The sequence below is a fragment of the Nocardiopsis sp. NPDC101807 genome (assembly GCF_044766605.1).
Taxonomy (GTDB): Bacteria; Actinomycetota; Actinomycetes; order Streptosporangiales; family Streptosporangiaceae; genus Nocardiopsis; species Nocardiopsis tropica.
Genome location: NZ_JBIWMK010000007.1, coordinates 184252 through 197508, shown reverse-complemented (window position 1 = coordinate 197508; position 13257 = coordinate 184252). Strand labels below are relative to the sequence as shown.

Here is a 13257-nt window from a genome sequence, read left to right as displayed (position 1 = left end):
CCGCAGACCATGAACGACACCCCGCCCGCCCCCGTCACCCGCCTCCTCGTCGCCAACCGCGGCGAGATCGCCCGCCGCGTCTTCCGCACCTGCCGCACGATGGGCATCGGGACCGTCGCGGTCCACGCGCCGGGGGAGGAGGGCGCCGCGCACGTCCGCGAGGCGGACACGGCGGTGCGCCTGCCCGTCCCCGGCGGCGGTGGCCCCGTCGACGCCTACCTCGACCCGGACGCCCTGGTCCGCGCCGCGCGCTCCGCGGGGGCGGACGCCGTCCACCCCGGCTACGGGTTCCTGTCCGAGAACCCCGGGTTCGCCCGCGCCGTCACCGGGGCCGGGCTCACCTGGGTGGGGCCCTCCGCCGACGCGGTCGAGCGCATGGGCGCCAAGACCCTCGCCAAGCGGATCGCCCGGGAGGCGGGGGTGCCCGTCGCCGACGCCCTCGACCCGCGGGACGTGCGCCCCGAGCACCTGCCCGTCCTGGTCAAGGCCGTCTCCGGGGGCGGCGGACGCGGTATGCGGGTCGTCCACGACCTCGCCGACCTGCCGGCCGAGGCCGCCGCGGCCCGGGCGGAGGCCGCGTCGGCGTTCGGCGACCCGGCCGTGTTCTGCGAGCCCTACGTCCGCCGCGGGCGCCACGTCGAGGTCCAGGTCCTCGCCGACTCCCACGGCGCCGTCTGGGCGCTGGGGGAGCGCGACTGCTCCGTCCAGCGCCGGCACCAGAAGGTCGTCGAGGAGACGCCGGCCCCCGGCCTCCCCGGCGGCCTGCGCGAACGGCTGCACGAGGCGGCGCGGACCCTGGCCCGCGCCATCGGCTACACCGGGGCCGGGACCGCCGAGTTCCTCGTCCCCGTCGGCGGCGGCGTCCTCGGCGACCCCGTCTTCCTGGAGATGAACACCCGCCTCCAGGTCGAGCACCCCGTCACCGAGTGCGTCACCGGGCTGGACCTGGTCGAGTGGCAGATCCGGATCGCCGAGGGCGGGGCCCTGCCCGGGGGCGGCCCGCCCGCGCCGCGCGGCCACGCCGTCGAGGCGCGGCTCTACGCCGAGGACCCCCGCGACGGCTGGCGGCCCCGCACCGGGACCCTGCGGGCCTTCGACGTGCCCGACGCGACCGCCCGGTTCGCGAACCCCGCCGGGCACGGTGTGCGCCTGGACAGCGGGGTCGAACCGGGCGACACCGTCGGCGCCGACTTCGACCCCCTGCTCGCCAAGGTCGTCGCCCACGGCCGCGACCGCCGCGACGCGGTCCGCCGCCTGGCCTCCGCCCTGGCCGGCGCCCGCGTCCACGGGGTGGGGACCAACCGCGACCTGCTCGTCCGGGTGCTCCGCCACCCCGCGTTCGGGGCCGCCGACGAGCGCCCGGACGGGCTCCACACCGGCTACCTCGACTCCGACCGGCTCACGGCGCTCGCACAGCCCCTCGCCGACCCGACCGCCGAACGCCTCGCCGCGCTCGCCGCCTCCCTGGCCGCCGCCGAGGCGGCCCGCTCCCCCCGGGCCGCCCCGGAGGGCGCCGGCGGCGCCGCCCCGGCCCCGGGGCCCGGCAGCCCCCTCCCCGCGGGGATCCCCGCCAACTGGCGCAACCTCGCCTCCCGGGCCCACACCCGGGTCCACGCCGCCGGGGGCGGCGGAGGCCGCCGGATCACCACCGCCTACCGGACCGTCCGGGGCTCCTACGAGCCCGAACCGCCCGGCGTGCGCGTCCTCTCCGCGTCCCCCGGCCTCGTCGTCCTGGAGGCCGACGGCCTGCGCCGCGCCCACACCGTCCACACCTACGCGGGAGACCCCGACGTCCACGTCGAGTCCTCGCTCGGGTCCGTCACCCTCACCCCCGTCGACCCCCTCCCCGAACCCGAGGCCGCGGTCGACCCCGGCGCCCTGCCCGCGCCGATGCCCGGCACCGTCGTCGCCGTGGACGTCGGTGAGGGGGACCGGGTCGCCGAGGGGCAGACCCTGCTGCGCATCGAGGCCATGAAGATGGAGCACCGCATCACCGCCCCCGCCGCCGGCGCCGTCCGGGAGATCCCGGTCGCGGCGGGCCAGAGGGTCCCCGCCGGGGCTCCCCTCGCCGTACTCGACTACGAAGGGCCCCACCCGTGACCGGTGCCATGATCTTCGACGAACCCGCCGAACGCGTCGAGCTGCGCGCGGCCGTGGCCGGCTTCGCCGCCGGATACGGGTCCGGCTACTACCGGGCCAGGGCCAGGGAGGGCGAGTACCTCACCGAGCTGTGGCGCGAGGCCGGAAAACTCGGCTACCTGGGCGTCAACATCCCCGAGGAGTACGGCGGCGGAGGGGGCGGCATCGGCGACCTCGCCGCCGTCCTGGAAGAGCTGAGCGCCGCCGGGTGCCCCACCCTCATGATGGTGGTCTCCCCGGCGATCTGCGGCACCGTCCTGTCCCGCTTCGGCACCCCCGGGCAGCGGAGCCGGTGGCTCCCGGGCCTGGCCACGGGCGGGACCATCATGGCCTTCGCCATCACCGAGCCCGACGCGGGGTCCAACTCCCACCGCATCACCACCACCGCCCGCCGCGACGGCGACGGGTGGGTGCTCTCCGGCCGCAAGACCTTCATCTCCGGCGTGGACGTCGCCGACGCCGTCCTCGTGGTCGCCCGGATCCGGGACGAGGGCGCCGGCACCCTGTCGGCCGCCCTCTTCGCCGTCCCCACCGACGCCCCCGGCCTCGAGGCCAGGCGGATCGAGATGGACCTGGTCAGCCCCGACCACCAGTTCCAGCTGTTCATGGACGACGTGCGCCTGCCCGGCGACGCCCTGGTCGGAGACCCCGAAGCCGGGCTCCTCCAGCTGTTCGCCGGCCTCAACCCCGAACGCATCATGGCCGCGTCCCTGGCGGCGGGGAGCGCACGGCACGCCCTCGACAAGGCCGTCGCCTACGCCAAGGAGCGCACCGTGTGGGGGGACAGGCCCATCGGCGCCCACCAGGGGCTCGCGCACCCCCTCGCCCAGGTCAAGATCGAACTGGAACAGGCACGCCTGATGACCCAGCACGCGGCGCTCCGCTACGATTCCGGCGACGACGCGGGGGCGGGCGAGGCGGCCAACATGGCCAAGTACGCCGCCGCCGAGGCGTGCGTGCGCGCGGTCGACCAGGCCGTGCAGACCCTCGGCGGCAACGGGCTGGCGAGCGAGTACGGGCTGGGGTCGGCGATCGCCGCCGCCCGCCTGGCGCGCATCGCCCCGGTCAGCCGGGAGATGGTCCTCAACTACGTGGCCCAGCAGTCCCTCGGCCTGCCCAAGTCGTACTGAACGGCGGCCGGCGGACCGTCGGCGCCTCCCGCGCCCGGTCCGGCGGCCGGACGCGGGAACCCGCCCGCCGCACCGGCCCGGGACCCGCCCAGCGCAGCGAGGGGACGCGACCGTGGACACCGGAGCCGACCGCGAGCCGAGGCAGGAGCGCAGCCGGGCCACCCGTGCCCGGCTGCTCGACGCCACCGTGGCCTGCCTGGCCGAACGGGGCGCCGCCGGGGCCACCGTGGGGGCGGTCGCCGAGCGCGCGGGCGTGTCCAGGGGAGCCGCCCAGCACCACTTCCCCACCCGCGAGGACCTGTTCCTCGCGGCCCTGCGGTACATGCTCGACAACCGCGGGGAGGAGCTCAGGCGCGGCGCCGCCGCCGTGCCCGAGGGGCCGGGGCGCACCGAGGCCGTCGTGCAGATGGTCGTGGACGCGTTCAGCGGCGTGGACTTCCAGGCCGCCCTCCAGCTGTGGGCCGCCGCCGCCAGCGACCCCGTCCTGCGCGAGCGCATCCTCCCCATGGAGGAGCAGATGGGCCGCGAGGTCCACCGGGCCGCCGTGGACCTGCTGGGCGCAGACGAGTCGGCGCCGGGGACCCGCGAGACGGTCCAGGCCACCCTCGACCTGGCCCGCGGACTCGGGCTCGCGAACCTGCTCGCCGACGACGGCCCGCGCCGGCGACGGATCGTGCGCCGGTGGGCGCGCGTGCTCGACGCGGAGCTGCGCGGCGCGCCGGGCTGAATCCGCTTCCGGCCCGGCACGGAGGGAGATTATGATCGAACCCCGTCGGGCAGGGCCCCGACAGGACGAGAGAGCCCCCGGCCGGCCGCCCCCGGCAGCCGGGCCCCCGACAGGACAAGGCGGTGTGACTGGTGAGCGCGGATCCGGGCAGAGACCTCCCCGGCCTGGCCAGGCGGGCCGCGGACGCGTTCGCGGAGAGCGCCGCACGGCGCAGGGACCGCGATTCCCTGGTGGACACCGCCTTCGCGGCGCTCTTCGACCTGTACCGCGCGACGTCGCGGTCCGAGCGGCAGTCCCCGGCGGGGCGCCGCTTCAACGCCACCCTGGCCGAACTCCTGGTGAGCGGCAACAACCCCGACCGGCTCAGCCTGTACGTGGTGCGCAGCCAGACGGCGGCCGAGAACGGCCGCCACGAGGGGTACCGCCCGGCCTGCTGGCGCCGGTCCATGCTCCAGATGCTCGGCGACGAGTTCGTGCCCTGGCAGGAGTTCCTCCGCCCCGTGGACCTGGACGCCATCCCGCGCATCGACGCGGCCCTCGCCGGGGTGGCGGGGAGCGCGAGCCCGGTCAGCGAGGAGGAGGTGCCCGCCTGGGTGCCCGAGACGCACTGGTGGTGGTGGGAGCCCGCGCGCCTGCGCGGTGAGCAGGCCCCCGACCGCGTGGACAGCGGCACGCTCGACGCCGTCGGCGACTGATCCCGCCGGACCTCCCCTGGAGGAGCATGTCGGAGCACCCCCTCCCCTGGGCCACCCTGAGGGGCCGTATCCTCTGGGCCCTGCCGGTGGCCCTGTTCACGGCCCTCTTCCAGTGGCCCGTCCGCTTCTTCCTGTTCGACGAGACCTGGAAACAGGCGGCCCTCTTCTCGGCCTTGACGGCGGTGATCACCTTTCCGGTTCTCCTCCTGATCCTCCGGCTCCTGCGCCGTACCCCTGACACCAGGGGCAGGACGCGGGGGGCGCGGCGGCGCTGACACGGCCCCGCCCCCGGCGCCGGGGCCGGGGGAGGTCCGGGAGGCGGTCAGCCGCCGGTACGCGAGGCGATGAGGTCCCGGTACCAGGCGAAGGAGTCCTTCGGCGTGCGGACCTGGGTGGCGTGGTCCACGTACACCAGCCCGAAGCGCTGGTGGTAGCCCTCGGCCCACTCGAAGTTGTCCGTGAGCGTCCACACGAAGTACCCGCGTACGTCGACGCCGCGCCCGCGCGCGGCTTCGACCGCTCCGACGTGCCCCTCCAGGTAGGCGATCCGCTCGGGGTCCGCCACCCGCCCGCCGGGGGCGACGGCGTCGGCGTAGGAGGCCCCGTTCTCGGTGACGTACAGGGGCGGCAGCGCGTCACCGTACCGCTCGGCCAGCAGGTCGAGCGTGCGGCCGAGCCCCTCGGGCACCACGGGCCAGCCGAACGCCGTCGTCGGCGCCCCGGCGACCTCGCCGAGGTCGAACGGCAGGCCCGACCCCGGACCGGGGGCGGCGACCACGCTCGGGTTGTAGTAGTTGACGCCGATCCCGTCCACGCTGCCCCGGACCAGTCCCATGTCCCCGTCGCGCACCCCGGGGACCTCCTTCGCCCCGAACGCCGACAGGTCCGGGTAGGCGCCCGTCAGCACCGGGTCGGTGAACAGCCGGTTGTGCAGGGCGTCGTAGGCGTCGGCGGCGTCGGCGTCGGCCGCGGACCCGGTGGCGGGCGCGACGGGGGAGTAGTTGTTGGTGAGCAGGGCCTCCAGCCCGCGCGAGCGCAGTTCCCGGGCGGCGAGCCCGTGCGCGAGCAGCAGGTGGTGGGCCACGCCCAGGACGTCGGGCACGTCCAGGGTCCGGCCGGGGGCGTGCACGCCGAACGCGTGCCCGTAGGCCATGTGCACCACGGGTTCGTTGAGGGTGATCCACCGCCCCACCCGGTCGCCGAGGCGGTCGGCGGCGGCCGCCGCGTACTCGGCGAAGGCGTGCGCGGTGTCGCGCGACGTCCACCCGCCCCCCTCCTCCAGCGCCTGGGGCAGGTCCCAGTGGAACAGGGTCGGCACCGGTGTGACGCCCCGGTCCAGCAGGGCGTCCACGAGCCGGTCGTAGAAGTCCAGCCCCGCCCCGTTCACGGCCCCGCGCCCCTGCGGCACCACCCGGGGCCAGGCGATCGAGAACCGGTAGGCGTTCACGCCGAGCCGGTCCAGCAGCTCCACGTCCTCCTCCCAGCGGCGGTAGTGGTCGCAGGCCGCGGCGGGGCTGTGGCCGTCGCGGATCGCGCCGGGCCTCCGGGCGAAGGTGTCCCAGACGGACGCGCCGCGTCCGTCCTCGGCCAGGGCCCCCTCGATCTGGAAGGCGGAGGAGGCCACCCCCCACAGGAACGGTGACGACATGGACGGACCTGCCTTTCGTGTGGTCGCGGCTGTGGTGCTGTCGGGTGCTGGTGCTGGTGCTGGTGCTGGTGCGGGTGCTGGTGCGGGTGCGGGTGCGGGCGCGGGCGGACGGCCGCGCCGGCGGTCGGAGCGGGGCCGGACCGGCCGCCCGGGGCCTCCGGGTCCGGTCGGCGCCGCGTGGGGGGCGGTCCGGCGGCCGAGGGCCCGGCGCGGTCCGCGGAGCCCCCGCGGGAGGTCAGGCGACCCCCCTGATCCGCCAGACCAGCGCGGCCCCCAGCAGGGTCAGCAGCCCGCACACGGTGTACAGCACCGGGTAGCCGCCCAGGTGGACGACGATCGGCCCGGCGACCGCGGGGGCGAGCACCTGGGGGCCGGAGCTGGCGATGTTGACGATCCCCAGGTCCTTGGCCCGGCCCCCCGCCGTCGGCAGGACCTCGGTGACCAGCGCGTTGTCCACGGACAGGTAGATGCCGAAGCCCACCCCCAGCACCACCGCGCACGCGAGGCTCGTCGTCCACGTCGGGAACGCGGCGAGCAGGAACGCCGGGACGGCCGACACGACGCCGGACAGACACACCAGCCCCCGGCGGCGGCCGATCCGGTCCGACACGAGCCCGGCGGCCACGGTGGTGGACACGACGGCCGCCGTGTAGACGAGGATCAGCACCAGCAGGCCGTCCGCCGCCGAGGAGCCCGGGAACAGCTCCTCGTAGCCCACCCCGTCGCGCAGGAAGTACAGCAGGTAGAGCGTGAACATGGCGTTGCCGGTCTGCATGAGGAAGCGGGTCAGCCACGCCCACCCGAAGTCGGGGTGGCGGCGCGGCGACACCCAGAGGCCGCGCGCGAACGCGTTCCAGGGCGGGCGCGCCTCCGGCGGGAGCGGGGGATCGGGCGCCAGCAGCGCGAACGGCAGGGCGCACGCCAGCGTGAGGGCGCCGATCAGGGCGTAGCCGGGGGCGATCCCGCTGACCGCCACGGTCACCAGGAGCACCGCGACGACCACGCCCGCCGACTGGGGGATGCCGATCCAGCCGGACACGGCGCCGCGCTGGCGGACCGGCACGCGGTCGGGGACGGCGGCGAGCAGGGTCGCGTTCAGGCAGGACAGCGCGGCCTGGACGAACGACCAGCCCAGCAGGACGCCCGTCAGGTCGTCCTGCCGGCCCAGGACCACGAGGCCGGTCCCGCCGAGGACGGCCCCGGCCAGGATCCAGGGGCGGCGGCGGCCGAACCGGCCCGTGGTGCGGTCCGACAGCGCGCCCGCGAGGGGGGTGCCCAGTGTGGAGAACACCGCTCCGACGCCGGTCACCCAGGCCAGGGCGGTCTCCTTGGAGCCGGGGGCGACCACCCCGACCTGTTCGGGGAGCAGGACCTGGAGGGGGCCGAAGAAGGCCATCCACATGCCCAGGTTGGCGAGGCTGATCCCGGCCACCCACAGGCTCCGGACCGGCCGGACGGGTTCGGCCAGGGCGTCCGGGACCGGGGTGAGGGGGTCGGGGGAGGGCTGCGCGGGGGGTGTGCGCACGTGTGACCTACCTAACGTGAATGCGTCTCATGTTAGGCAGGGAGCGCCGGGGGCGGAAGGCCCCGGGAGGAATTCGGCCGCACGCGGCGAGGGGGTGTAGTCAAGTTTGACTAATTCTGCGCGGGAGGCTTACCCTCGCCCGGTGGCCGGACTCGATCAATCGCGAGGGGGCGGGGTCCATGGCGGACAGGGGGCCGGTGGCGGCGGCCGGGGAACCGGAGGGGGAGGGGCGGATGCGGCCCGACGAGACGACGGTGCCCGTGCTGCCCTGTGTGTCGGCGGAGGAGACCCTGGCGTTCTACCGGGCCCTCGGGTTCGAGGTCACCCACGAGCAGACGAGGCCGTACCTGTACCTGGCGTTCCGGTGGAGCGGGTTCGACCTGCACTTCGGCAGGGCGCCGGAGGGGTTGGACCCGGCCCTGGAGAACAGCGGCGGCTGCCTGGTGATGGTCGACGAGGTCGCGCCCTACCACGCCGAGCTGACGCGGGCGATGCGCGCCGCCTACGGGAAGGTCCTCGGCCGGGGGCTGCCCCGCATCACGCGGTACCGGCCCGGGGCGAGCCGCTTCACCCTGATGGACCCGTCGGGGAACTCGATCATCTTCATCCGGCGGGACGAGCCCGCGGAACCGGAGTACGGCGGGTCCGCCTCCCTGGAGGGGCTGGCCAGGGCGCTCGACCAGGTGCGGATCCTCAGGGAGTTCAAGAACGACGACCGCGCCGCCCACCGCAGGGCCAGGTCGGCGCTGCGCCGCCACGGGGACGGGGCCCCCGCCGCGGACCGGGCGCTGGCGTACGCCACCCTGGTCGAGCTCTCCGTCGCGCTGGGCGACGGGTCGGGGGCGCGGGAGTGGCGGGAAAAGCTCGCCGGGACCGTGCTCACCGGGGAGGAACGCGCGCGGGTCGAGGCGGAGCTGGGCCACGCCGAGGCCCTGCGTGACTGGCTGGACGGGGACGGCGGCGGCGCCGACCGGGCGTAGCGCCCGTTCCGCGGGCGGGCCCGCGCCGCTCCGGGGCCGGGAGGACCACACCGGTCCGGGACGCCCGGCCGCTCCGTCGCCGGGGGCGGGGCCGCCCTACGGGGGTCCGGGGCGGCGCCCCTCGCCGCCCGGGTGGGCGGGGTCGTCGGCGAGGACACCCGCGTAGGGCTCGCCCCTCTCGCCGGCGAAGACGTAGGCTCCCCCCTCGATCCGCCCGATCAGCCCGCGCGTCCACGCGGCGTCCGACTCCGCGGAGTGCACCCACAGGCCCATGATCTCGCCGATGTGCCCCATCTGCCCGGGCCCTTCCCCCGGCGGGTAGTACCCGGTCACGCTCCCGTGCCACCCCTCCAGGCCCCGCACCCGCTCCCGCAGGAGGTCCAGGGCCTCCTGCCGGGGCAGGTCCACGATGAAGCCGAGGCCGGCCGACAGGACGTCCTGCCTCGCCCGGTGGGACGACACCGCGGCGCGCAGCAGGGCGAAGTACTCCCCGTCGCCCCGCTCCGTGATCTCGTACTCGGTCCGGGGCGGACCGCCCGCGGTGGAGGGGGCGGTCTCGTGGGCGATCAGCAGCCCCTGCCCCGCCATCTGCTTGAGGGCGTGGTAGATCGACCCGGGCTTGGCGGTGGACCACTCGTGCGCGCCCCAGAACTCCAGGTCGTTGCGCACCTGGTAGCCGTGCGCCCTCCCGTGGAGCCGGACCGCCCCGAGGACCAGCAGCCGGATGGCCGACATCCACACCCCCTCGTCCCACCAGCGCGTTGCGCGCTGTTCTGCTTCGACCGGCATGCCTTCCGCGCGCCGTCGCCCCGCGGGCCCGCCGGCCCCGGCCCCCGCCTCCCGTGCCCGGACGGGCCCCGGCGCGGGGGAGGGGCGGCGGGAGGGCGGATCAGCCGCGCGGGGGCTGCGGGTCGCCCTGGCGGGCGTGCTCGGAGCCCAGCGCGATCGGCGCCGCCAGCCACTCGTCGCGCAGCCCGAATCCGTCGGCGAGCCGCACCGCGTACGGCCGCAGGCCCCGGCACAGGTCGTTCACCGCCTGGGTGACCGCCTTGGCCCGCGAGGTGGAGAGGCGCTCGTGCTCCAGGAACCAGGCGCGGTCCTCCTCCACGACCGACAGCACGTACAGGTCGCACAGCCGGTTGAGGAGCTTGGCGGTCGCCTTGTCGCCGCAGCGGTCGATCCCCGCCACGAACGCCTCCAGGACCACCCGGTCCATGTGCGCCCGGCCCGCAGCGAGCACGTGGTCCTGTGCCCGGTTGAACACCTCGAAGGCGTCGCTGCCGTCCTTGCGCGCCCGGCGCAGGCGCCCGGCCAGGCCCTCGACGACGTGCTTCTCCCGGTCCTCCAGGAGCTCCAGCTGCCAGCCCCGGTTGTAGAGGCTGGCCTCCTCGCCGCGCCCCGGCGCGGCGTCGATCAGGCGGTCGATCAGCGGGAGCGCGGCGGTGCGCTCGATGACCGTCTCGAACACCTTGCCGGCCATGAACCGGGCCAGGCCCAGCTGGTCCAGGTCGCCGAACGAGTCCTGGAAGTTGGTCAGCAGGCCCTTGGTGAGCTGCTGCAGCAGGACGGTGTTGTCGCCCTCGAACGTGGTGAAGATGTCGGAGTCGGCCTTGAGCTGCGGGATGCGGTTCTCGGAGAGGTACCCGGCGCCCCCGCACGCCTCCCGGCACGTCTGGATGGTCGCGGTGGCGTGCCAGGTGGCCACCGCCTTGAGCCCCGCCGCCCGCGACTCCAGCTCGCGCTGGGCGTGCTCGTCGCCCTCCGCCGACCGCGACAGCTCGTGCAGCCGGGTGACCAGCTCCTCCTGCGCGAAGTGCAGGGCGTAGGTGCGGGCCAGCGCGGGCAGCAGTTTGCGCTGCTGCGCCAGGTAGTCGAGGACGCGCACCTCCTGCTCCGGCTCGCCGTCCACGCCCGGGCGGGTGAACTGGCGGCGGGTGTCGGAGTAGCGCAGGGCGATGGCCAGCGCGGCCTTGGCCGCGCTGCCCGCGCCGCCCGCCACGCTGATCCGGCCCCGGACGAGGGTGCCGAGCATGGTGAAGAAGCGCCGGTTCTTGCTCTCGATGGGGCTGGAGTAGGAGCCGTCGGGGGCCACGTCCCCGTACCGGTTGAGCAGGTTGGTGCGCGGCACCCTCACGCGGTCGAACCACAGGCGGCCGTTGTCCACGCCGTTGAGCCCGGCCTTGGGCCCGCAGTCCTCGATGCGCACCCCCGGAGCGGGCCGTCCCTCGCCGTCCCGGATCGGGACCATCAGGGCGTGCACGCCCTGCTCCTCGCCGTCGACCTCCAACTGGGCGAACACCACCGCCATGCGGCCGTCGCGGGCCGCGTTGCCGATGTAGTCCTTGCGCGCCGACTCGTCCGGGGTGTGGACGACGAACTCCTCGGCGGCCGGGTCGTAGACCGCCCGTGTGCGCAGGTGCTGGACGTCGGACCCGTGGCCGGTCTCGGTCATGGCGAAGCACCCCGGAAGCTCCACCGACATCACGCCGGGCAGGTACTCGGCGTGGTGGCGGTCGGTGCCCAGGGCGCGGATCGCACCGCCGAAGAGCCCCCACTGCACGCCCATCTTCACCATCAGGGACAGGTCGGCGACCAGCATCTCGAAGCCGACGACGGAGGCGCCGACGTCGTCGCGGCCGCCCACCGACTCGGGAAAGCCGTACGCGGGAAGGTCCGTCTGGGCCAGGGCCTTGAGCTGGGCGAGCGTGCGGGCCCGGTGGTCCTCCACGGACAGGCCGTGGACAGGGGCGAACAGGTCCCCGCGGACGGTGTCGCGGACGTGTTCGCGGACGCCGGCCCAGCGGCCGTCCAGAAGGCCGCGGAGTTCGGCCTCGTCCAGTCTCAGCGCCTGTTCTGTCATGGTCTCCCCCTGGTGGTCCTCGTTGACGCGGCCCGTGCGCGTCCGCCGCCACCGCGGTCCGGGGCGGCACGGCGGCGCGCGGGACACGGGCCTGTGTCCAAGGTACGGGGACCGGGCGGGGTCAGACGGCCAGGGAGGCGGGTTCGGGCGCGGGCGTCGCGACGGGCACGGCGGAGTGGACCCGGCGCAGGAGGTCGTCGAGGGAGAGGCCGAGGGCGGCGGCGATGGATCCGACGGTGAAGAACGCCGGGGTGGGGATGCGCCCGCCCTCGATCTTGCGCAGCGTCTCGACCGAGATCCCGGCCTGACGTGCGACCTCCACCATCGTGCGCTCGGCGCGGGCCTGCCGGAGCAGTCCGCCGAGGAGGCGGCCGCGCTCGATCTGGTCTGCGGTCAGCGGTTCACGAACCATGCGACGAGTCTAACGCCCCCGAGCCGGGGTTCTATATCAATACCGGTATAGTTATCCGACAGGATGGCCGGTCGGCGGCCGGCGCACCGCACGCCGCCGTGGCGGGGCGCGGGCGCCGCGCCGGCCGCCCCGTGTGTCACGCCAGGCCGGGCACGTCCAGCTCCAGAGTGCCGGACCCGGTGTCGAGCACCGCGGGGACCCCGAGCGGGACGGTCAGCTGGGCCGCGCAGTGGCCGAACTCCAGACCCCACAGCACCGGGACCCCCAGGGGTTCCAGGCGCTCCCGCATCAGGTCGGCGATCACCCCGGGGTCCGGGGGGCAGTCGGTCCACGTGCCCAGCGCGACACCGGCCACCCCGTCCATCCACCCGGTGCGCAGGAGGTGGGTGAGCATCCGGTCGAGCCGGGCCACGTCCTCGCCGACGTCCTCCAGGACCAGGAGCCCCCCGGAGGCCGACAGGCGGCTGTGCGGTGTGGCCAGGCCGTCGTTGAGCAGGCTGAGGTTCCCGCCGAACGTCACGCCCCGGGCCCGCCCCGGCACCAGCGCGTGCGCGCCCGGCGAGGTCAGCACGGTGCGGTGCTCGGGGCGGAACAGGGTCGTGCGCAGCTCACCCTGGGCCACCGCGTCGCCCACGAAGTACTTGGTGCCCACCACCGGCCCGTGCACCGTCGCCACGCCCAGCTCGACGGCGAACGCCTCGTGCAGCGCCGTGATGTCGCTGAACCCGACCAGCGCCTTGGGCGCGGCCCTCCTCATGGCGTCGAAGTCCAGCAGGTCCAGCGTCCGGTGCGCCCCGTCGCCGCCGCGCACGCAGAACACCGCGTCCACGTCCGGGTCGCACCAGGCCTCCTGGAGGTCGGCGGCCCGGGTCGCGTCCTCACCGGCGAGGTAGGGCAGCCGCGGGTGCCGGTCGCGCACGTGCGGGGCGTGCCCCACCTCCAGGCCCCAGCCGCGCAGCACCTCCGTGGCCGCGTCCAGCTGCGCCGCCGGGACGGGGCTGCACGGCGCGACCAGGCGCACCCGGTCTCCCTCGCGCAGGCGCGGCGGCCGGACCAGCTCCCGCACTCCCCGGCGCCTCCCGGACGGCGCCCCCGCGACCCGGCCGCCCGGACCCGGACGCCCCTCCGCCACGGCGCCGCA

Annotated in this window: 12 protein-coding genes; 6 read left to right on the top strand and 6 right to left on the bottom strand. The window is 75.8% G+C overall.

The features are described from left to right. Positions 1–9: 9 nt before the first annotated feature. From ACIRPH_RS22205 to ACIRPH_RS22185, 5 genes are all read left to right on the top strand, one after another. Positions 10–2100, top strand: coding sequence for an acetyl/propionyl/methylcrotonyl-CoA carboxylase subunit alpha (locus ACIRPH_RS22205; RefSeq protein ID WP_402917196.1), 2091 nt, complete (start codon positions 10–12; stop codon positions 2098–2100). Beyond that, the gene (locus ACIRPH_RS22200; protein ID WP_402917194.1) at positions 2097–3269 is read left to right on the top strand and encodes an acyl-CoA dehydrogenase family protein; all 1173 of its coding nucleotides are present in this window, start codon (positions 2097–2099) and stop codon (positions 3267–3269) included. The genes ACIRPH_RS22205 and ACIRPH_RS22200 overlap by 4 nt, the downstream gene beginning before the upstream one ends. A 112-nt stretch (positions 3270–3381) precedes the next feature. Next, on the top strand, positions 3382–3996 hold the full coding sequence (locus tag ACIRPH_RS22195) for a TetR family transcriptional regulator (protein ID WP_402917192.1): 615 nt from the start codon (positions 3382–3384) through the stop codon (positions 3994–3996). Positions 3997–4127: 131 nt separating this feature from the next. Continuing rightward, entirely contained in the window at positions 4128–4691 is a 564-nt protein-coding gene (locus tag ACIRPH_RS22190) for a hypothetical protein (RefSeq protein WP_402917190.1), read from the top strand. Positions 4692–4717: 26 nt separating this feature from the next. Next, positions 4718–4966 (top strand): hypothetical protein, encoded by a 249-nt coding sequence (locus ACIRPH_RS22185; RefSeq protein ID WP_402917188.1) that lies wholly within the window; start codon positions 4718–4720, stop codon positions 4964–4966. Positions 4967–5013: 47 nt separating this feature from the next. Here the strand turns inward: ACIRPH_RS22185 and ACIRPH_RS22180 are convergent, their stop codons facing one another. Both ACIRPH_RS22180 and ACIRPH_RS22175 read right to left on the bottom strand, forming a co-directional pair. Further along, a complete protein-coding gene (locus tag ACIRPH_RS22180; protein ID WP_402917186.1) occupies positions 5014–6339 on the bottom strand; it encodes a GH1 family beta-glucosidase in 1326 nt (441 codons plus the stop codon). A 235-nt stretch (positions 6340–6574) separates the two neighbouring features. After that, positions 6575–7864 carry an MFS transporter gene (locus ACIRPH_RS22175; protein ID WP_402917184.1) on the bottom strand — a complete coding sequence of 430 codons (1290 nt, stop codon included), beginning with the start codon at positions 7862–7864 and terminating at the stop codon, positions 6575–6577. 179 nt (positions 7865–8043) lie between these two features. Between ACIRPH_RS22175 and ACIRPH_RS22170 the strand changes: the two genes are divergently transcribed. Continuing rightward, complete coding sequence (locus tag ACIRPH_RS22170; protein ID WP_402917182.1) at positions 8044–8844, top strand: glyoxalase; 801 nt, start codon at positions 8044–8046, stop codon at positions 8842–8844. Positions 8845–8940: 96 nt separating this feature from the next. On the opposite strand, the gene ACIRPH_RS22165 is transcribed toward ACIRPH_RS22170, so the two are convergent. From ACIRPH_RS22165 to ACIRPH_RS22150, 4 genes are all read right to left on the bottom strand, one after another. Then, a complete protein-coding gene (locus ACIRPH_RS22165) occupies positions 8941–9579 on the bottom strand; it encodes a PadR family transcriptional regulator (protein WP_402917803.1) in 639 nt (212 codons plus the stop codon). A gap of 154 nt (positions 9580–9733) precedes the next feature. After that, positions 9734–11704, bottom strand: coding sequence for an acyl-CoA dehydrogenase (locus ACIRPH_RS22160; protein WP_402917180.1), 1971 nt, complete (start codon positions 11702–11704; stop codon positions 9734–9736). 121 nt (positions 11705–11825) lie between these two features. Further along, positions 11826–12116, bottom strand: coding sequence for a helix-turn-helix domain-containing protein (locus tag ACIRPH_RS22155; protein ID WP_402917178.1), 291 nt, complete (start codon positions 12114–12116; stop codon positions 11826–11828). Positions 12117–12252: 136 nt separating this feature from the next. Continuing rightward, positions 12253–13182, bottom strand: coding sequence for an LD-carboxypeptidase (locus ACIRPH_RS22150; RefSeq protein WP_402917800.1), 930 nt, complete (start codon positions 13180–13182; stop codon positions 12253–12255). Positions 13183–13257: the final 75 nt, after the last annotated feature.

What these genes read in the sequence shown, in the direction of transcription:
- ACIRPH_RS22205 (WP_402917196.1), top strand. Translation starts at nt 10, where the DNA reads ATGAACGACACCCCGCCCGCCCCCGTCACCCGCCTCCTCGTCGCCAAC.
- ACIRPH_RS22165 (WP_402917803.1), bottom strand. Translation starts at nt 9,579, where the DNA reads ATGTCGGCCATCCGGCTGCTGGTCCTCGGGGCGGTCCGGCTCCACGGG.
- ACIRPH_RS22180 (WP_402917186.1), bottom strand. Translation starts at nt 6,339, where the DNA reads ATGTCGTCACCGTTCCTGTGGGGGGTGGCCTCCTCCGCCTTCCAGATC.
- ACIRPH_RS22155 (WP_402917178.1), bottom strand. Translation starts at nt 12,116, where the DNA reads ATGGTTCGTGAACCGCTGACCGCAGACCAGATCGAGCGCGGCCGCCTC.
- ACIRPH_RS22185 (WP_402917188.1), top strand. Translation starts at nt 4,718, where the DNA reads ATGTCGGAGCACCCCCTCCCCTGGGCCACCCTGAGGGGCCGTATCCTC.
- ACIRPH_RS22160 (WP_402917180.1), bottom strand. Translation starts at nt 11,704, where the DNA reads ATGACAGAACAGGCGCTGAGACTGGACGAGGCCGAACTCCGCGGCCTT.
- ACIRPH_RS22170 (WP_402917182.1), top strand. Translation starts at nt 8,044, where the DNA reads ATGGCGGACAGGGGGCCGGTGGCGGCGGCCGGGGAACCGGAGGGGGAG.